This window comes from Streptomyces sp. NPDC033136, from assembly GCF_055578235.1.
The window spans coordinates 279053-298442 of the sequence record NZ_JBVIPD010000007.1; the positions used below are offsets into that span (position 1 = coordinate 279053).

Annotated in this window: 10 protein-coding genes and 3 pseudogenes; 9 read left to right on the forward strand and 4 right to left on the reverse strand. The window is 71.9% G+C overall.

From position 1 onward, the window contains the following. Positions 1 to 178: 178 nt before the first annotated feature. The 5 genes and pseudogenes from ACZ5TL_RS16295 to ACZ5TL_RS16315 form a co-directional block, all read left to right on the forward strand. Positions 179 to 615: pseudogene (locus ACZ5TL_RS16295) on the forward strand (transposase); the annotation flags it as partial. 1 nt (position 616) lies between these two features. Then, positions 617 to 808: pseudogene (locus ACZ5TL_RS16300) on the forward strand (ABC transporter ATP-binding protein); the annotation flags it as partial. Then, positions 763 to 1395 (forward strand): annotated as a pseudogene (locus tag ACZ5TL_RS16305) (oxygenase MpaB family protein); the annotation flags it as partial. The pseudogenes ACZ5TL_RS16300 and ACZ5TL_RS16305, both read left to right, overlap by 46 nt. A gap of 65 nt (positions 1396 to 1460) precedes the next feature. After that, positions 1461 to 3689, forward strand: coding sequence for a serine/threonine-protein kinase (locus ACZ5TL_RS16310; protein ID WP_468590358.1), 2229 nt, complete (start codon positions 1461 to 1463; stop codon positions 3687 to 3689). Positions 3690 to 3796: 107 nt separating this feature from the next. Beyond that, on the forward strand, positions 3797 to 5374 hold the full coding sequence (locus tag ACZ5TL_RS16315; RefSeq protein ID WP_468590360.1) for a phytoene desaturase family protein: 1578 nt from the start codon (positions 3797 to 3799) through the stop codon (positions 5372 to 5374). A 4-nt stretch (positions 5375 to 5378) separates the two neighbouring features. Here the strand turns inward: ACZ5TL_RS16315 and ACZ5TL_RS16320 are convergent, their stop codons facing one another. Beyond that, positions 5379 to 7160, reverse strand: coding sequence for a serine hydrolase domain-containing protein (locus ACZ5TL_RS16320; protein ID WP_468590362.1), 1782 nt, complete (start codon positions 7158 to 7160; stop codon positions 5379 to 5381). Positions 7161 to 7350: 190 nt separating this feature from the next. Between ACZ5TL_RS16320 and ACZ5TL_RS16325 the strand changes: the two genes are divergently transcribed. Both ACZ5TL_RS16325 and ACZ5TL_RS16330 read left to right on the forward strand, forming a co-directional pair. Beyond that, a complete protein-coding gene (locus ACZ5TL_RS16325; RefSeq protein WP_468590364.1) occupies positions 7351 to 8463 on the forward strand; it encodes an NAD(P)H-dependent flavin oxidoreductase in 1113 nt (370 codons plus the stop codon). Beyond that, on the forward strand, positions 8460 to 10010 hold the full coding sequence (locus ACZ5TL_RS16330; RefSeq protein WP_468590366.1) for an acyl-CoA synthetase: 1551 nt from the start codon (positions 8460 to 8462) through the stop codon (positions 10008 to 10010). The genes ACZ5TL_RS16325 and ACZ5TL_RS16330 overlap by 4 nt, the downstream gene beginning before the upstream one ends. A 125-nt stretch (positions 10011 to 10135) precedes the next feature. On the opposite strand, the gene ACZ5TL_RS16335 is transcribed toward ACZ5TL_RS16330, so the two are convergent. Then, the gene (locus ACZ5TL_RS16335) at positions 10136 to 12559 is read right to left on the reverse strand and encodes a penicillin acylase family protein (protein ID WP_468590368.1); all 2424 of its coding nucleotides are present in this window, start codon (positions 12557 to 12559) and stop codon (positions 10136 to 10138) included. A gap of 188 nt (positions 12560 to 12747) precedes the next feature. Here ACZ5TL_RS16335 and ACZ5TL_RS16340 point away from each other — a divergent pair, with 188 nt between their 5' ends. Beyond that, positions 12748 to 14274 carry an acyl-CoA synthetase gene (locus ACZ5TL_RS16340; RefSeq protein ID WP_468590369.1) on the forward strand — a complete coding sequence of 509 codons (1527 nt, stop codon included), beginning with the start codon at positions 12748 to 12750 and terminating at the stop codon, positions 14272 to 14274. A 225-nt stretch (positions 14275 to 14499) separates the two neighbouring features. Here ACZ5TL_RS16340 and ACZ5TL_RS16345 read toward each other — a convergent pair whose 3' ends face one another. Both ACZ5TL_RS16345 and ACZ5TL_RS16350 read right to left on the reverse strand, forming a co-directional pair. Next, the gene (locus ACZ5TL_RS16345) at positions 14500 to 16692 is read right to left on the reverse strand and encodes a sulfatase (protein WP_468590371.1); all 2193 of its coding nucleotides are present in this window, start codon (positions 16690 to 16692) and stop codon (positions 14500 to 14502) included. A 91-nt stretch (positions 16693 to 16783) separates the two neighbouring features. Next, positions 16784 to 18403, reverse strand: a complete 1620-nt coding sequence (locus ACZ5TL_RS16350; RefSeq protein WP_468590373.1) for an acyl-CoA synthetase — start codon at positions 18401 to 18403, stop codon at positions 16784 to 16786. A gap of 175 nt (positions 18404 to 18578) precedes the next feature. Between ACZ5TL_RS16350 and ACZ5TL_RS16355 the strand changes: the two genes are divergently transcribed. Continuing rightward, positions 18579 to 19379: a crotonase/enoyl-CoA hydratase family protein gene (locus ACZ5TL_RS16355; RefSeq protein ID WP_468590374.1), complete on the forward strand. Its 801-nt coding sequence runs from the start codon at positions 18579 to 18581 to the stop codon at positions 19377 to 19379. Positions 19380 to 19390 lie beyond the last annotated feature (11 nt).

Below are 19390 nucleotides of genomic sequence, written 5' to 3' on the forward strand. Positions count from 1 at the left end.
CCGGGTTGATACCCGGACACTGCCCAGCGACGACAGCGATCAGGTGCGGTTGGCATGCGAAGCGCCACGCCCCCGGCAGTTGGAAGACGCTGTTGGCGAATCCTGGGGCTGAACGTGACGTCGGCCTTCACGACCCGTTGTGGTCGTGAAGGCCGACGTTGTGTTGGGGAGGGTGTCGGTGTCGTTGCACGCCAGGAAGATCGACGGGGTCCCCGAGGAGACGGCCCGGGTGGTGCGGGCTGCGTTTCCGAAGGGCAGCCTGGCCATGGGGATCCGTGACGGGTTGGGCGAGCTGTTCTCGGACGCGGACTTCACCGAGCTGTACCCAAACAGGGGGAAGCCTGCGTGGTCACCGGGCAGGCTGGCGCTCGTCTCGGTCATGCGGTTCGGCCTGTCGGACCGGCAGACCGCGGACGCGGTGCGCGGGCGGCTGGACTGGAAGTACTTGCTGGGGCTGGAGCTGACCGACCCGGGATTCGACACTCAGTGCTCACCGAGTTCAGGGACCGGCTGATCGCGGGAGACGCCGGGGCCGAGCTCTTGGACCGTGTCCTTGAGGCCGCTGCGGAGCACGGCTTGGTCAAGGCCGGTGGCCGTGCGCGCACGGACTCCACGATTGCTTGACGAGCCCTACCAGGGTTTCGACTGGGACACCTACCAGCGCTTCTGGGACCTGGCGGCACGGTTACGCGATGCGGGCCGCTCAGTCCTTGTCGTCTCGCACCTGGCCTATGACGCCGAACGCCTGGACGAGTTGTGGCGACTTCGGGTCGGCGTCCTGCACCCCGCAACGGCGGTGCCGGTGTGAGGCGACACCTGCGTCTGTACCTCACAGCAGCCCGCTTCGACCTGGTCGAGCACGCCCGCAACAGGCTCGGGTGGGTGCACTGCGCCGAGATCGACTCCTATCTGCACGTGCTGCGCAGGTCGGGATTCCGGCTCACCGACGCCGAGGCCGACCGCTACCCCGCCGAACACCAGGAGAGCGCACGCCTGGTGGGCCTCGGCCCCGGCGCCGTACCCGCCGACCGGTCCGGCATGGCGGAGTACTTCGAGAAGGTCCGCCCGGACCTGGCCGCCGGACCCGAGGCACGCGAGGTGGACGACTTCCTGCTCCGCCCTCCGACGCACCCGCTCCTCGTACCGGCGCGCGCAGTGCTGTGGCGGCGCGTGGCACACCTGGCGTACGCCTCCCTGCCACCGTACGCCCACGAGTTGTACGGCAGACCGGCCTCCGCACCCGCCACCGTTTCCCGGCAACTGCGCCTCACCGGCCACCTGCTGCGCCGCGTTCCCGCACGTGTGCGGTGGCGACTCCCGCCCAAACACATCCTGCGGGCCATGGCGCGGCTCGGCCCGGACGTACGTCCGGCCCCGTACAAACTCGGACGATAGGCCGCCATACTGGGTGGACCAGGGGAGGGCGGGCGAACAGCTACCGGGGGGGAGCGTCGCGCGACATGGGGGACACCAGGCTGATCCATGGCCGTTACCGGCTGCTCGATCGGATCGGGCGCGGCGGCATGGGCGAGGTGTGGCGGGCACGGGACGAGTCCCTGGGCCGGCACGTCGCCGTCAAGTGCCTGAAACCACTGGGCCCGAACCACGACCACGCCTTCACCCGGGTCCTGCGGGAACGGTTTCGCCGCGAGGCCCGGGTGGCCGCCGCGCTGCAGCACCGGGGCATCACCGTCGTGCACGACTTCGGCGAGTCCGACGGCGTCCTCTACCTCGTGATGGAGCTGCTGGACGGCCGCAACCTCAGCCAGCTGCTGGAGGACAACAAGCGGCATCCGCTGCCGGTCGCGGACGTCGTGGAGATCGCCGAGCAGGTCGCCGCCGCCCTCGCCTACTGCCATGAACAAAGCATCGTCCACCGCGACCTGAAGCCCGCCAACATCGTGCGGCTCGGCGACGGGACGGTGAAGATCTGCGACTTCGGCATCGCCCGACTCGGCCACGACATCGGCTTCACCTCCCGGCTGACCGGCACCGGCATCGCCATGGGCACCCCGCTGTACATGTCCCCGGAGCAGATCAGCGGCACCGAGGTCGATCAGCGCAGCGACCTGTACTCGTTCGGGTGCGTGCTCTACGAGATGGCCACCGGCGTGCCGCCGTTCGACCTCGACGACGCCTGGGCGATCCTCGTCGGCCACCGCGACACCCCGCCCAGGCCGCCGCGCGAACACCGCGCGGAACTGCCGGAGTACCTGGAGCGGGTCATCCTCGACCTCCTGGCCAAGGAGCCCGCGGAGAGACCCGACGACGCACGCGAGCTGGCGCGGAGGATCAGCGCGCACCGGGCCGCCCCGGCGTACGTGCCGGCCGTCGCGGCGCCCCGCTCCGCTCCCGGCGCGCCGGCACTCGCGGGCCGGCTGCCGTCCTGGACCCGGGGCATGACCACCGGCCACAAGGCGGCCGGTGCCGGACTGGCCGGCACGCCTCCCGACCCGGCGGCGGGCCTGTCCGGCGAGTGGATCGCCCGGCCCGCCATCGGCCCCGTCGAGGAACCCGCCCCCGAGGAGCGGCCCGCCCCGCCCCCGGAGGTTCGTGCCGCCCTGGCCGGCCGGCACAACGCGGGCCTGAGCCTCGGCAGACTCGGCCGCTGGGCGGAGGCGGGGGAGGTGCACCGCGCGGTCGCCGCCGAACGCGAGCACCTGCTCGGCCCCGACCACCCCGACACCCTCGCCAGTCGCTACGAGGTCGCCTTCACCCTCAGCCGCACCGGCCGCGCCCTCGACGCCCTGCGCGAGTACAAGCACGTCACCGAGGTCAGGATCCGCACCCTCGGCGCCGACCACCCGGACACCCTGGCCGCCCGCCAGGAGATGGCCTACGTGTTCGGCCAGCTGGGCCGCCCCTTCGACGCCCACCGCGTCTACACGTCGGTGCTCACCGCCCGGGAGCGCACCATGGGCCCGGACCATCCCGACACCCTGCGCTGCCGCCACAACCTCGCCTTCAACCTCAGCCGCCTCGGCCGCCTGGAGGACTCCTACCGCACGGCCCGCGAGGTGGCCGACGCCCGCGCCCGTGTCCTCGGCCCGGACCACCCCGACACCCTGGTCACCCGCTTTGAAGTCGCCTACGCCCTCGGTCAGTTGGGCCGCTGGACGGAAGCCCTGGAGACCTACCGCGAGGTCGCCGAGGCCCGTGGCCGCGCCCTCGGCCCCGACCACGCCGACACCCTCGCCGCCCGGCACGAGATCGGCATCAGCCTGGGCCGCCTCGGCCGCAGCGCTCAGGCCCTGGACCTCTACCGCGACCTGGCCGAGGACCGTACTCGTGTCCAGGGACCCACCCACCCCGAGACCCTGCGCGCCCGCCACGGCCGCTGCGTCAACCTGGGCCGGCTCGGCCGCTGGGAGGAGGCCCTCGCCGAGTCCCGGGACGTCTGCGCCCACCGCGAGCGGGTCCTCGGCCCGGACCACCCGGACACTCTGGTCAGCCGCCGCGAGGTCGCCGTGGGCCTGGGCTGGCTGGGCCGCTGGGCCGACGCGCTCACCGAGTACCGGCGCGTGGCCGCCGCCCGCGAACGCGTCCTCGGTGCGGACCACCCCGACACCCTCGCCAGCCGCAACGACGAGGCGCACTGTCTGGAGCAACTGGGCCGCGGCGCCGAGGCCGTGGCGCTGTACCGCAGGGTGGCGGCGCTGCGGGAGCAGCGGGCACCGGCCGGGCGCTGACTGGGCGAACCCGGTGGCCGGACCGGCCCGGGGATCCTCCCGGCCGGGCGGCCGGGGGCGCCGCCGTCCGTCTGGCCGACCCGGATCACCCCGTGTTACCAAGAACCATGACCGCACCCGAGGGACCCCGCGCACACCGGACGTACGACGCCGTCATCGTCGGCGGCGGCCACAACGGCCTGGTCGCCGCCGCCTACCTGGCCCGGGCGGGCCGCTCCGTGCTGGTCCTGGAGCGGCTGGACCACACCGGCGGCGCGGCGGTGTCCACCCGCCCCTTCGCCGGGGTCGACGCCCGGCTGTCCCGCTACTCGTACCTGGTCAGCCTGCTGCCGAAGAAAATCGTCCGGGACCTCGGTCTGGACTTCCGCGTCCGCACCCGCACCGTCTCCTCCTACACGCCGACCGAACGCGACGGCCACCCCACCGGCCTCCTCGTCGGCGGCGGCGAACGGCGTACCCGGGAGGCCTTCGCCCGGCTCACCGGCTCCGACCGCGAGTATCGGGCCTGGCAGGAGTTCTACGGCATGACCGGCCGCGCCGCCCAGCGGATTTTCCCGACCCTCACGGAGCCGCTGCCCACGCGCGATGAACTGCGCAGCGGTCTCGACGACGAGGAGGCCTGGCGCACGCTGTTCGAGGAGCCGATCGGCGGCGCCGTCGAGGAGCGCTTCGCGGACGACCTGGTGCGCGGTGTCGTCCTCACCGACGCGCTCATCGGCACCTTCACCGACGCCCACGACCCCTCGCTGAAGCAGAACCGTTGCTTCCTCTACCACGTGATCGGCGGCGGCACCGGCGACTGGGACGTTCCGGTCGGCGGCATGGGCGCCCTCACCGACGCGCTCGCCGACACGGCACGCGCCGCGGGGACGGTCCTCGCCACCGGGCACGAGGCGGTGCGTATCGCCACGGACGGCGCAACGGCCGAGGTCACGTACCGCACGGCCGACGGCGAGGGCACCGTCGCCGCCCGGCACGTGCTGGTGAACGCCTCCCCGCAAGCCCTCGCGGAACTGACCGGCGACCCGCCCCCGGCCCCTGCCGAGGGCGCCCAGCTGAAGGTGAACATGCTGCTCAAGCGGCTGCCGCAGCTGCGTGACAGCTCCGTCGACCCGCGCCAGGCCTTCGCCGGTACCTTCCACATCGCCGAGGGCTACGAGCAACTGGCCACCGCCCACGCCCAGGCGGCCGCCGGTGACCTGCCCGTCGCGCCGCCCTCGGAGATCTACTGCCACTCGCTCACCGACCCGACCATTCTCGGCCCGGGCCTGGCCGAGCAGGGCTACCAGACCCTCACCCTCTTCGGCCTGCACACCCCGGCCCGCCTGTTCGACCGGGACAACGCCGCCGTCCGCGAGGAGCTCCTGAAGTCCACGCTCGCCCAGCTCGACGCCCATCTGGCCGAACCCCTCGCCGACTGCCTGGCCACCGACGCGGACGGACGCCCCTGCATCGAGGCGCGGACCCCGCTCGACCTGGAGCGGGACCTCGGCCTGCCCGGCGGCAACATCTTCCACCGCGAGCTGAGCTGGCCCTACGCCCAGGACGGCACCGGCCGCTGGGGCGTGGAGACCCGGCACGCGAACGTGCTGCTGTGCGGGGCGGGCGCGGTGCGCGGGGGCGGGGTCAGCGGGGTGCCCGGGCACAACGCGGCGATGGCGGTACTGGAGAACACCGGCCCCTGACCCCTCAGTCGGCCGAAGGCGCCCATCCCACCGCTTCGATCCGCGACGCGTCCGCCGGGCGCGCCTCGTCGAACAGGACGCCGCCGGCCGCCCCCACACGCAGCCCGTCGACGTAGCAGCCGCGGCCGGCGTACCGCCGGTCCGTCGCGTACCGCCAGCGCAGGACGAGCCCGCGAGCGGCGGGCAGTGCGGCGGTGAGCCGGTGCCAGACGCGGCCGGACCATCCGGTGACCGAGCCCGCCGGGTGCCGCTCGGGGGCCTCGCCGCGGCGGGACGTCGTGAAGGGCACCGGCTGCCATGTCGTCCCGCCGTCGGCCGAGGCCTCCAGGACCAGCGCGTCGGCCTCCGGCTCGGTGTCCCACCACAGCGCGCAGCGCAGCCGCGCCCGGCCGGCGGACGTGTCGAGCGCGGGGAGGGCGAGCGTCGCCGTGGCCGCGACGGCCATACCGGAGAACCAGGCCGTGCGCCCCCGTACGGGCCGGACCGGCACGGCGCGCGCCAGGTGGTCGGCGGCGGCGACCCGGGGAGCGGACCCGGAACGCCAACCGCGCACGGGATGAACCGAGTTGCCGAGGACGACGAGGAACGAGTCGGTCGTCGGGTCGAGCACCAGCGAGGTGCCCGTGAAGCCGGTGTGCCCAGCCGTGCGCGGTGTGGCCATCGCGCCCATGTACCAGTGCTGGTAGAGCTCGAAGCCGAGGCCGTGCTCATCGCCGGGGAAGGCGGTGTTGAAGTCGGTGAACATCAGCTCCACCGACTCCGGGGCCAGGATCCGCGCCCGCCCGTAGACACCGCCGTTGAGCAGCGTACGGCCGAGGACCGCGAGGTCCCACGCGTCGGAGAACACGCCCGCGTGGCCCGCCACGCCGCCCAGGCCGAAGGCGTTCTCGTCGTGCACCTCGCCCCACACCAGGCCCCGGTCCAGCCCGGACCACGGTTTGCGGGCGTCCTCCGTGGCCGCGATCCCGGGCCGCCAGGAGGCGGGCGGGTTGTAGCGGGTGCGGCGCATGCCGAGCGGCGCGGTGATCTCGTCGCGCAGGAGGGTGTCCAGGGAGCGGCCCGTGATCCGTTCCAGCACGAGCTGGAGCGAGATGAGGTTCAGGTCCGAGTACAGGTACGCCGTCCCCGGCGTGCTGACCGGCGCCTCGTTCCAGATGAGCTGGAGCTTCTCCTCGTGCGTCGGCGCGCTGTAGAGCGGGATCCAGGCGCGGAAGCCCGAGGTGTGCGTGAGGAGCTGGCGGATCGTGATGTCCTGCTTGCCCGCGCGCCCGAAGTCCGGCAGGTATGAGGCGACCGTCGCCTCCAGTTCCAGGCCACCCCGCTCCGTCTGCTGAACGGCGAGGATCGAGGTGAACAGCTTCGACACCGACGCCAGGTCGAAGACGGTGTCCCGGGCCATGGGGATCCGCTGGTCCGGCGGGAACTCGACGCCGGTGTCGGTCTTCTCGTCGTAGGCCCGGTAGCGCACCGCCATGCCGATGGGCCGGTGCAGCGCCACCGTGCCCCCGCGTCCGGCGAGCAGGACGGCGCCCGCGTACCAGGGGTGTTCGGGGGAGGGGCCGAGGAAGGCCTCGGCGTCGGTGACGAGCCGGCGCAGATGGGAGGGGAGCAGCCCGGCGCGTGCGGCGGAGCCGTGCCGCAGGGTGGGGCGGGGGCCGGTCGCCGCCGGGACGGCCTCGGCGGGTCCGGCGGGCAGCGGGGCGAGGGCCAGCGCACCGCCCAGTGCCAGGCCCGCTCTGCCCAGTTGACGCCGGGTCAGTTCACCGCTCGCCGCTCTGTCGGTCACCTCGTGCCCCTTCGCCTCAACCGTCGCGCGTGTCCCCGAAAGTATGTCCGGCGCCCGCCTCGGCGAACCGGGCAGTGAACGCGGTGCGCGGTGAAGGCGAGACCGGGACGATCCGACGGGGGAGCAGAAAATCTGACGGATCATCAGAAAATCTCTTCCGTCCTCCGCGGGACTCCGGCATCCTGCGCCCATGCAGACGGAGCTGAGCCAGAAACTGGGAATCGAGCACGCCGTCTTCGGCTTCACGCCGTTCCCCGCCGTCGCCGCGGCCATCAGCCGGGCCGGCGGCTTCGGCGTGCTCGGCGCGGTCCGCTACACCGCCCCCGACGAGCTCAAACGCGACCTGGACTGGATCGAGGCGCACGTGGACGGCAGGCCGTACGGCCTGGACGTCGTGATGCCGGCGAAGAAGGTGGAGGGCGTCACCGAGGCCGATGTCGAGGCGATGATCCCCGAGGGGCACCGGCAGTTCGTCCGGGACACCCTGGCCAAGCACGGCGTGCCCGAGCTCGCCGAGGGCGAGGCGGCCGGCTGGCGCATCACCGGCTGGATGGAGCAGGTCGCCCGCGGCCAGCTCGACGTCGCCTTCGACTACCCGATCGGACTCCTCGCCAACGCCCTCGGCTCTCCGCCCGCCGACGTCATTGCCCGCGCCCATGACCAGGACGTCCTCGTCGCCGCGCTCGCGGGCAGCGCCCGGCACGCCCGCAAGCACCAGGACGCCGGGATCGACCTCGTCGTGGCGCAGGGCTACGAGGCCGGCGGTCACACCGGCGAGATCGCCTCCATGGTGCTCATCCCCGAGGTCGTCGACGCGGTGGCCCCCCTGCCCGTCCTGGCGGCCGGTGGTATCGGCAGCGGACAGCAGGCGGCTGCCGCGTTCGCCCTCGGTGCCCAAGGTGTATGGCTGGGCTCCCTGTGGCTGACCACCACAGAGGCGGACCTCCACTCGCCCGCCCTGACCCGCAAGCTCCTCGCGGCCGGCTCCGGCGACACCGTCCGCTCCCGCGCCCTGAGCGGCAAGCCCGCCCGCCAGTTGCGCACCGAGTGGACCGACGCCTGGGAGGACCCGGCCGGGCCCGGCCCGCTGCCCATGCCGCTGCAGGGCCTGCTGGTCGCCGAGGCCGTCTCACGCATCCAGAAGTACGAGGTCGAACCGCTGCTCGGCACACCCGTCGGGCAGATCGTCGGGCGGATGACCAGCGAACGCAGCGTCAAGGCGGTCTTCGACGACCTCACCCGCGGCTTCGAGAAGGCCGTGGACCGCGTCAACCGCATCGCCGGAAGGAGCGGCCGGCCGTGAGCACACCTCCCGTGGGATTCTGGGCCCAGGCCACCGACGACCCCGGCCGTGACGTACTCGTCGCACCCGACGGCGAGGAATGGAGCGCCGGACGCCTGCACGCCGCCGCCAACCGGCTCGTGCACGGCCTGCGCGCGGCCGGACTGGAACGCGGCGACACCTTCGCGGTGGTCCTGCCCAACGGCGTGGAGTTCCTCACCGCCTACCTCGCCGCCAGCCAGGCCGGTTTCTACCTCGTCCCCGTCAACCACCACCTGGTCGGGCCGGAGATCGCCTGGATCGTCTCCGACTCGGGCGCCAAGGTCCTCCTCGCCCACGAGCGCTTCGCCGAGGCGGCCCGCCACGCCGCCGACGAGGCCGGCCTGCCGGGCACCCACCGGTACGCCGTCGGCACGGTCGAGGGCTTCCGGCCGTACACCGAACTCCTCGACGGGAACCCCGAGTCGGCGCCCGGCGACCGCACCCTCGGCTGGGTCATGAACTACACCTCGGGCACCACCGGCCGCCCCCGCGGCATCCGCCGCCCGCTGCCCGGCAAACCCCCGGAGGAGGCCTACCTCGGCGGCTTCCTCGGCATCTTCGGCATCCGGCCGTTCGACGCCAACGTCCACCTGGTGTGCTCGCCGCTCTACCACACGGCCGTCCTCCAGTTCGCCGGAGCGTCCCTGCACATCGGGCACCGGCTGGTCCTGATGGACAAGTGGACACCTCAGGAGATGCTCCGCCTCATCGACGCCCACCGCTGCACCCACACCCACATGGTCCCCACCCAGTTCCACCGCCTGCTGGCCCTGCCCGACGAGGTGAAGGAGCGTTACGACGTCTCCTCCATGCGGCACGCCATCCACGGTGCCGCCCCCTGCCCCGACCACGTGAAACGGGCCATGCTCGACTGGTGGGGCCCCTGTGTGGAGGAGTACTACGCGGCCAGCGAGGGCGGCGGCGCCTTCGCCACCGCCGAGGACTGGCTGAAGAGGCCCGGCACCGTCGGCAAGGCCTGGCCCATCAGCGAACTCGCGATCTTCGACGACGACGGCAACCGGCTGCAGCCCGGTGAACTGGGCACCGTGTACATGAAGATGAACACCGGCGGCTTCTCTTACCACAAGGACGAGGCCAAGACCCGCAAGAACCGCATCGGCGACTTCTTCACCGTCGGCGACCTCGGCCATCTCGACGAGGACGGCTACCTCTTCCTGCGCGACCGCAAGATCGACCTGATCATCTCCGGCGGGGTCAACATCTACCCGGCCGAGATCGAGTCGGCCCTGCTCGCCCACCCCGCCGTCGCGGACGCCGCCGTCTTCGGCATCCCCCACGACGACTGGGGCGAGGAGGTCAAGGCCGTCGTCGAACCGGCCCCCGGACACCGGCCCGGACCCGCCCTCGCGGCCGGCCTCCTCGACCACTGCGCCCACCGGCTCGCCGGGTACAAACGGCCCCGGAGCGTCGACTTCATCACCGAGATGCCCCGCGACCCCAACGGCAAGCTGTACAAGCGACGGCTGCGCGAGCCGTACTGGGAGGGCCGGACGCGACCGGTGTGAGACCGCCCCGCGGCTCGGCCACCGAGGCTTCGGCCACTGGGGCTTCGGCCGCGATCGTCATGCCTCCGCGCCGGGAGGGGCCTGAACGGTGTGCCGCCCCTGGGGGCGGCACACCTCGCGCACGGTCAGCGGCGCTCGTGCACCCGCACGACCCTCAGCTCGGGCGAGGACAGGATGTCCTTCTCGCAGAAGCGCGACGTCACCCACTTCTCACCGGAGAACAGCCGGGTCTGATCGGCGAAGTGCGGCGACTTCGGGTTCGACGACTGGGAGTACGTCAGCAGCGTGCGCGCCACCGGGCAGCGGCTGCCGTCCCAGCCGACCGCTTGGAGGTGGCTGCTCCCGAACGGCACCTTCGTATAGCCGCCGCCGGCCGCGTCCCACGTCGGCTCGATCACGTTCCACACGCCGAGCCGTCCCGCGCCGCCCGGCACGGGCAGGCGCTCGGCGTGGCGGACGACGAACTGGTGCGCGCCCAGCGGCGCGTCGAGCGCGATGCCCGCGGCCCGGAGCTCGCCCACCGCGTCGGCGAGCGCGGTGGAGAAGCCGGGCGCGTCGGTGTTCAGGGTGTTCGGGGTACGGACCGGATCCGCCGCCGAGAACGGCACCTTCCACAACCGGTCGGCCGGCACCGCCCGTTCGAGCCCGCGCCAGAACCGGTCGAAGAGCAGCGCTCCCCGGCTCCCGGTGTCCATGGTGCGGTCCCACACCTTCAGCACGCCGCAGGCCCCCGACACATCGACCGCTGTGCCGTCGCTGCCCGTCGCCGTACCGCCGGGCAGCGCGGCGCACGCTCGTGCCACGTCCCCGGCGGCGAGGTCACCCGCGGGAACCCGATTGGCGAACTGCTGCCGTTGCAGGTCGCGTACGGTCAGGCCGCCGCGGTCCGCCATCGCGTCCACGTCCTCGATCGCGCCACGGGTGCGCAGGCCGAGCTGAGTGCCCACCGTGCCGAAAATCCGCTCGTAGCCGGTGAGCGGCTGGTCGGCGTTGGTCATCCACGCGGTCCCGTTGGAGTTCTCCGCGTACGGGGCGTCCTTCAGCGTCGGCATCCTCGCCGGGCCGAAGATCCCCGGTACGACGGCGCCGGGGTCGCTGCCGAGAGCGCAGTCGCCGCGCGAGCCGTCGAGGATCGCGATCCCGGATGCCGGGTAGGTGGTCCTGCCGAGTTCCGTCGAGCAGCGCTCGGCCAACTCGTCGGTGACGCGCGGGAGTACCTGGGACTGGGTGTAGAGGGAGTGCCCCGCGCGGTCGGCGGCGATCGTGTTCACCCAGGGAATGCCCTGGTGCCGGTCGAGGGAGGCGAGGACATCGGCTGTACTCCGCGCCTTGCTGAAGCCCAGCGAGGTGTCCGCGAAGCGGAGGTTCGCGGCGTTCGGGTCGTTGAGGGCGTACGCCGCCTTGCCGGTCCACGGCAGCGGGACCTGGGGGCTGAGGGAGGTGACGACGGGGCCGTAGCGGGTCCACCACTGGGTGCGGGTCACCGGCGTGCCGTCCTTCACCGCGACCGTCACGATCCGCTTCTTCATGCGCTCCGGCCTGCCGTCCACGAGGTAGGTCGTGGGATCGTCCGGATCGAGTGTCAGCTGGTGGAAGTTGGCCGGAATGCCGGTGGAGACGGTGTGACTCCACGCCACATGTGCGTTGAACCCGATGGAGATCGCCGGGGTGCCGAGCAGGGACCCGCCGGACACGTTCAGCTCGCCCGGGATGGTCTGCTGCGACTGCCAGAACCGGCGCCCGCCGTCCCACGGATAGTGCGGGTTGCCCAGCAGCAGGCCACGGCCGTTCGCCGTCGTGTCACCGCGGAAGGCGACCGCGTTGGAGCCCATGCCGGGGTCGCCCCACAGCTCGCCCGCTGCCTTCGCCACGGTCTTCGCGCCCGGCGTGCGGGCGGACGGGGCGCCGGTGCCGGCGCCGGCCCCGGTCGGTGGCTGCGCGGCCGTGATCGTGTCCACGAACCGTCCCTCGCCGGATATCGAGGCGATGGCGAGACCACGGGCCGCCACGTCCAGCTCGGTGACCGGCCGGACCCAGGGCACGTCCGCACAGGCCGGATCCGTGATCTTCTTCTGTTTCAGCCAGGCGTTGTAACCGGCAGCCCAGCCCCGCATCATGTCCCGGACCTCACGGCTCGGCCCCACGGGCGCCCGCTCGGCGAGCAGCTTCTCCACCGTGCGGCTCTCGCGGACCCCGCGGAAGTACAGGTCGCTGGCGAGGTTCGTCCTGGCCGCCGAGAGATCGCCGCCGGCCGGCGCATCGGCGCCGAAGTACCGGGACCGCTCGCCCCGCAGCGTCACGAACCCGTCGGCGAGCGTGCACACCTCGTCGGCGGCCTGCGCCCAGCCCGTACCGAAGCCCAGGTCCGCGTAGTTCTTCGCGAGGATGTGCGGAATGCCGTACTCGGTGTAGCGGATGACGGCGGACAGGCCGTCGCGGGACGGGTGCTGCTCTGCCTGCCCGGTCGTGGCGGCGGCCGCGGGTAACGCGGACGCGGTGGTGAACAGGGCCGTGGCCCCGAGAACGAGTCGTCTCAGACGGCTGCGCATCGTGCCCTCCAACATCGTCGAGGGAAAGGAGTGACGAGCGTACGAAACTGATTCGAACGTCCGTCGGTTTCATGACACCGGACGCCCTCGACGGCGGCAGGGTTGCCCGACCGTGGCCGATCACCGCCTCGGCCCGTCTTGCCCGGGGTCCTTGACCTCCTCCGGCGATGAACCGAGGATCTTGTGGCATGACGACGCCCGGACACGGCAGCACGGTCGACGGAGTCCTGCGGCGCAGCGCCCGGCGCACACCGGCGCGCGTCGCGGTGGAGTACGCCGAGCGGACCTGGACGTACGACGAACTGCACACCGCCGTCTCCCGCGCGGCGAGCGTGCTCCTCGGCCAGGGGCTGACCCCCGGGGACCGGGTCGGCGCCTACGGCCACAACTCCGACGCCTACCTGATCGCCTTCCTGGCCTGCGCCCGCGCCGGCCTCGTGCACGTACCCGTCAACCAGAACCTGTCCGGCGACGACCTCGCCTACATCGTCCGCCAGTCCGGCAGCTCCCTGGTCCTCACCGACCCGGACCTCGCAGGGCGACTACCGCACGGGGTAAGGACGTTGTCCCTGCGTGACGCCGACGACTCGCTGCTCGAACGGCTGCCCGAGGCACCCGCGTACGACGGCCCCGAGCCGCGCGCCGAGGACCTCGTGCAACTGCTGTACACCTCCGGGACGACCGCTCTGCCCAAGGGCGCGATGATGACGCACCGCGCCCTGGTGCACGAGTACCTGAGCGCGATCACCGCACTCGACCTCAGTGCGGGTGACCGCCCCGTGCACGCGCTGCCTCTGTACCACTCGGCGCAGATGCACGTGTTCCTGCTGCCGTACCTCACCGTCGGCGCGACGAACGTCATCCTCGACGCACCCGACGGCGACCGCCTCTTCGACCTGATCGAAGCGGGCCGCGCGGACAGCCTGTTCGCGCCGCCCACCGTCTGGATCGCCCTGTCGAACCGCCCCGACTTCGCCACCCGGGATCTGAGCGGTCTGCGCAAGGCCTACTACGGTGCGTCGATCATGCCGGTCCCGGTACTGGAACGGCTGCGGGAGCGCCTGCCGGGCCTGGCCTTCTACAACTGCTTCGGCCAGAGCGAGATCGGCCCCCTGGCCACGGTCCTCGCCCCCGACGAGCACAAGGGCCGCATGGACTCCTGCGGCCGGCCCGTGCTGTTCGTCGACGCGCGCGTGGTCGACGAGGACGGCAAGGACGTCCCCGACGGCACCCCCGGCGAGATCGTCTACCGCTCCCCGCAACTGTGCGAGGGCTACTGGGACAAGCCCGAGGAGACCGCCGAGGCCTTCCGCGACGGCTGGTTCCGCTCCGGCGACCTCGCGGTACGCGACGCGCACGGCTACTTCACGATCGTCGACCGGGTGAAGGACGTCATCAACTCCGGTGGCGTCGTCATCGCCTCACGCCAGGTCGAGGACGCGCTGTACACCCACCCCGGCGTCGCCGAGGCCGCGGTCGTGGGCCTGCCGGACGAGCGCTGGATCGAGGCGGTCACAGCCGTCGTCGTCCCGCGCGGCCAGGTCTCGGAGACGGAACTCATCGATCACGTCCGCGACAGACTCGCCCCCTTCAAGGCGCCGAAGCGCGTGGAGTTCGTGGAGCACCTCCCGCGCAACGCCAGCGGGAAGATCCTCAAGCGGGAACTCAGGGAGAGGTTCGGGGGCGGTGCCGGCCTCGCGGCGTCCGAGGGCTGACGCCGACGGGAGAACCCATTGCGCCGCGGCGCCCCCGGGACGAGGAGTCAGGGCCATGCCGATCTTCCACGCCCCGGACGGGAGCGCGCACGGTGCGTCCCTCTGCTGTCGGCAGAGCACCCTGTCCCGGGAGTACCGCTCGCCTACCGTGCCCGGCATGGACACACAGCAGCGCGCCGTACGAGGCCCGGCCGAAGGAGTTCCTCGCGGTCGTGGAGGAGTTCCTCAGCCCTGCGGACCGTAGGCCGTCATGAAGCGGTCGCGGAACTTGTCCATGCCCCACCGGGGCGCGTTCTGGGCCGGCTTGAGGCCGTCCGTCCAGCCCCAGTCGGCAACCCGGTCCAGGACCTTCTTGTCGTGGGCGACGATCGTGACCGGCACGTCCTTTCCGGTGTCCCCGGCGGTGACGGTCGGCACCGGCTGGTGGTCGCCGAGGAAGACCAGCACCGTGTCCTCGTCGCCGTAGCGCTCGACCCACTCGGTCAGGCTTTGGATCGAGTACTCGATGGCGCGCCGGTACTCGGTGCGCACCTTCTCCGGGTCCTTCCAGACCTCGGTGGGGTCGGTGCCCTCCTTCTTGATCCGGTGGAACACCGAGCCGTCGCCGAGGTCCTCCCAGTCGATCATCCGGGCGATGGGGGACCAGGGGTTGTGACTGGAGGCGAGAATGATCTCCGCCATGATCGGCTCGCGGTCCTTCTTGCCGTGCTCCAGCCGCTCGAAGGCCTCCATGCTGAACTGGTCGGGCACCGGCGTCCAGCTGAAGTACGGGCCGTGGTAACCGAGGTGCTCGGAGTCGTAGATGTGGTCCAGGCCGAAGAACTTGCCCTCCGGCCAGGCCCGCCGCACACCCGGGACGATGCCGACGGTCCGCCAGGCACCCGTCTTGCCGAAGTACTTGGTCAGCGTCATGCGGTCGCTCGTGGTCAGGCTGCGGTACCGCTGCTGGTTCTTGATCCACAGGCCGGACAGGAAGGTGGAGTGGGCGAGCCAGCTGCCCGCGCCCGTCACCGGTGACTCCAGCCAGCCGCTGCGCGACGCGAACCCGGACGCCTTCAGCGACTCGGTGCCTTCGTCGAGCACCGCGTCGAGGTGCGGCGCCATCGCGGGGTCGTCGATCGCGACCCGGCCGTAGCTTTCGATGAAGGTGAACAGGACGTCCTTGCCACGCAGCCCCGTGAGCAACTGGTCCGGCGGCGTCTGCGCGAAGGCGTCCGCGGCGGCCTGCTTCTCGAAGACCCGGGCGTCTTCCAGGCCCGCCCGCACCTGGTCCGCCCGGTTGGCGAGCAACTCAGCGTTGCCCTTGGTGGCGAGGGGCGCGCCGCCGACCTGCACGCCCAGGGTCATACAGGTCATCCACGCCGTGCCGAGGATCAGTGTCGTACGGGCCGCGACGGGGCGGTGGCCGACCATCAGGTTCGTCAGCCGCACCACCGCGAGCGTGGTGAGCACGAGCAGCGCGACGAACAGGACGATCACCCCGATCACGGCCAGCACCTGTCCGGTACGGCCGAACGTCTCCTTCAGGAAGTCCGTGGCGTGTTCGATGAGAATCCAGTCCAGGACCAGGTCGAAGGGCCGTGCCAGCACCTGGTAGAAGCCCATGTCGACGAACTTCAGGACCGTGACCAGCCCCAGGAACACACCCGAGACGACCGCCATGATCCGCCGGGGCCTCGGCGGCAGCGCGAGCAGCAGCCCGGCGAGCAGCACACCCTCGGCGGGGATGCGGACGAACGACGTGAACTCGAGCCGTTCGGTCCGGTTCGGCAGCAGCAGCGCGAACACCACCAGCGCCCCGGCCAGCACGGTCGTCCCGACGGAGACACCGCGTGCGGCACGGGGGTGGCGCCGCCGCCAGCCGAACCAGCCGGGCTTGGTCCCGCTCGTTGCTGCGTCCGGGGTGCTCCGGGGGGTTGCTTCCCGCGCGTCGCCCTCGCCACGGGCGGCGGTGCCGCTGTCCGGGCCGGAGGCGGTGGTGGCGGTGTCCGGGTCGGAGGCGGTGGTGGCGGTGTCCGGTACTCCGTCGTCGGGGTCGGAGGCGCTGGTGCCGGTTTCCGGTACTCGGTCGTCCGGGTCGGTCGCGTCGGTGTCCCCGTCCCGGCTTGCTCCCGTCGTACCGGTGTCGGCCTCCCGGGCTGCTTCCGCCGCACCGGCGTCGGCGTACCCGTCCGCTTCCGCCGCACCGGCCTCGGCGTCCGCTTCCGCCGCACCGGCGTCGGTCTCCCCGTCCGGCTCGGCCGTGCCCTTCGCGCTGTCCGTGTCCTCCGAGTTCTCCGCGCCCGGCTCCGCGCCCGGTTCCCCGCCCCGTCCCGCCGCACCGGCGTCGTCATCCGGTTCCGCGCCGCCCTCGGTCGTGTCCGACTGCTGGTGGGAGCGAGTGAAGAGCGACACCCGGTGGTCCTTCCGTGCGGTCATGCCATGGCATAGCAAACAGAGCTCGGTGACCGAGCCTGCCATCATCAGTACGTCCGCACGTCACTCAGGGTTCAATCGGCGGGCCGGAGAATCACCCGTCCGCCGCCACCGCGACCTCCCGTGCCCACCGGTAGTCCGCCTTGCCGCTCGGCGACCGCTGCACCGACTCCGTGAACACCAGCTGGCGCGGGATCTTGTAGCCGGCGAGCCGGTCACGGCAGTGCGCCCGGATGTCCTCCAGCGACGGCCGCGCCGCCCCCTCGCGCAACTGGACCACGGCCGCCACATGGTGGCCCCACCGAGGGTCCGGCACCCCGGCCACCAGCGCGTCGTAGACGTCCGGGTGGGCCTTGAGAGCCTGCTCGACCTCCTCCGGGTACACCTTCTCGCCACCGGTGTTGATGCACTGCGAGCCACGGCCCAGGACGGTGACCACGCCCGCCTCGTCGACGGTGGCCATGTCGCCGAGCAGCACCCACCGCTCGCCGTCCTTCTCGAAGAAGGCCGCGGCGGTCTTGTCCGGGTCGTTGTAGTAGCCGAGCGGCACATGTCCGCACTGGGCGACCCGGCCCACCTCACCGGCGGCGACAGGCTCGTACGTGGCCGGGTCCACCACCTGCGTCCGGGAGTTGACCCGTACCCGGAAGCCCCGCTCGGGTCCCGAGTCCTCCGTCGCCGTGCCGTTGAACCCGGACTCCGAGGAGCCGAAGTTGTTCAGCAGCATGGCGTTCGGCACCAGCTCCTGGAACTCCCGGCGCACCGTGTCCGACATGATCGCGCCGGACGACGACACGCTGAACAGCGACGAGCGGTCGATGTGCCGCAGCGGACCGCGAAGCGCGTCGATCAGTGGCCGCAGCATCGCGTCGCCCACCAGCGAGATACTGCTGACCTTCTCCTTCTCCACGGTCCGCAGCACCTCCTCGGGCACGAACTTGCGGTGGATCACGACCCGCTGCCCGAAGTTGAAGCCGATGAACGCCGTGAGCGTGGAGGTGCCGTGCATCAGCGGGGCGGTGGGGAAGAACGTGATTCCCTCCCCGCCGGCCGCGACCCGCTCGGCGAGTTCCTCCGGCTTCTTCACCGGCTCACCCGTCGGCGCGCCCCCGCCGAGACCCGCGAAGAAAAGATCCTCCTGCCGCCACATCACGCCCTTGGGCATTCCGGTCGTACCGCCGGTGTAGATGATGAACTGGTCATCGGGCGAGCGGGCCGGGAAGCCGCGCTCGGGCGACCCCGCGGCCTCCACACGGGTGAACTCCACGCAGGGCAGCGCGGCGGCCCCCGGCGGGGGAGCGCCCACCCGGATCAGATGCCGCAGCCTCTGCGCTCGGGTCCGTGCCGCCGCCACCCGGTCCGTGAACTCCGCGTCGAAGACCAGCGCCGCTAGATCCGAGTCCCGGTAGAGGTAGGCCAACTCCTCCTCGACGTAGCGGTAGTTGACGTTGACCGGGACGATCCGCGCCTTCAGGCAACCGAGCACCGTCTGCAGGTACTCCACCCCGTTGCAGAGATGGAGGCCGAGGTGCTCACCGGGCCGTATCCCGCTGTCGAGCAGATGGTGGCCGACGCGGTTGGCCGCCGCGTCCAGCTCCGCGTACGTCAGCCGGCGCTCCGCTCCCGTACCGGGATGGTCTATGTGGACGAGCGCCTCACGGCCGGGAACGACGTCGACGACCGACTCGAACAGGTCGGCAAGGTTGTACTCCACCGCTCCTCCTGACCCGGGACGTGCCTGGCATCGGACGGTTCGCCGGTCATCAGAGCAAAGGGCGGTCCAACTGTGAAGGGCCCGCGCGAGAAAATCTGACTGCCTGTCAGAAAGCCCTTGAAGTGCCTCCCTCCCTACTGCAACCTGTTCTCGTTCTTCGAGAGGGGAGTTGGTCATGGGTGGGACGGAACACCTCACCGTGCAGCGCGAAGGCGCCACACTGGTGCTCACGCTCAACAGGCCGGAGGCCAGGAACGCGCTCTCGCTGCCGATGCTCGTCGGCCTCCACGACGGCTGGCTCGAAGCCGACGCGGACGACTCCGTCCGCTCGATCGTGTTCACCGGCGCGGGCGGCTCGTTCTGCTCGGGCATGGACCTCAAGGCCCTCGCTGGGAACGGCATGGCCGGCGAGGAGTACCGCGACCGGCTCAAGGCCGACCCCGACCTGCACTGGAAGGCGATGCTGCGCCACCACCGCCCCCGCAAGCCGGTGATCGCGGCCGTCGAGGGGTACTGCGTCGCGGGCGGCACCGAGATTCTCCAGGGCACCGACATCCGCGTCGCCGGCGAGTCCGCGACCTTCGGCCTGTTCGAGGTGAAGCGCGGCCTTTTCCCCATCGGCGGATCCACGGTCCGGCTGCAACGCCAGATCCCGCGCACCCACGCCCTGGAGATGCTCCTCACCGGCCGCCCCTACAGCGCCCGCGAGGCCGCAGCCATCGGGCTGATCGGCCACGTCGTACCCGACGGCACCGCACTGGGCCGGGCACTCGAGATCGCCGAGCGGATCAACTCATGCGGCCCGCTGGCCGTCGAGGCCGTCAAGGCCTCCGTCTACGAGACCGCCGAGATGACCGAGTCCGACGGTCTCGCGGCCGAACTCACCCGCGGCTGGCCCGTCTTCGACACCGCCGACGCCAAGGAGGGGGCCCGCGCCTTCGCGGAGAAACGACCGCCCGTCTACAAGCGCGCCTGACCGAAGGAGCC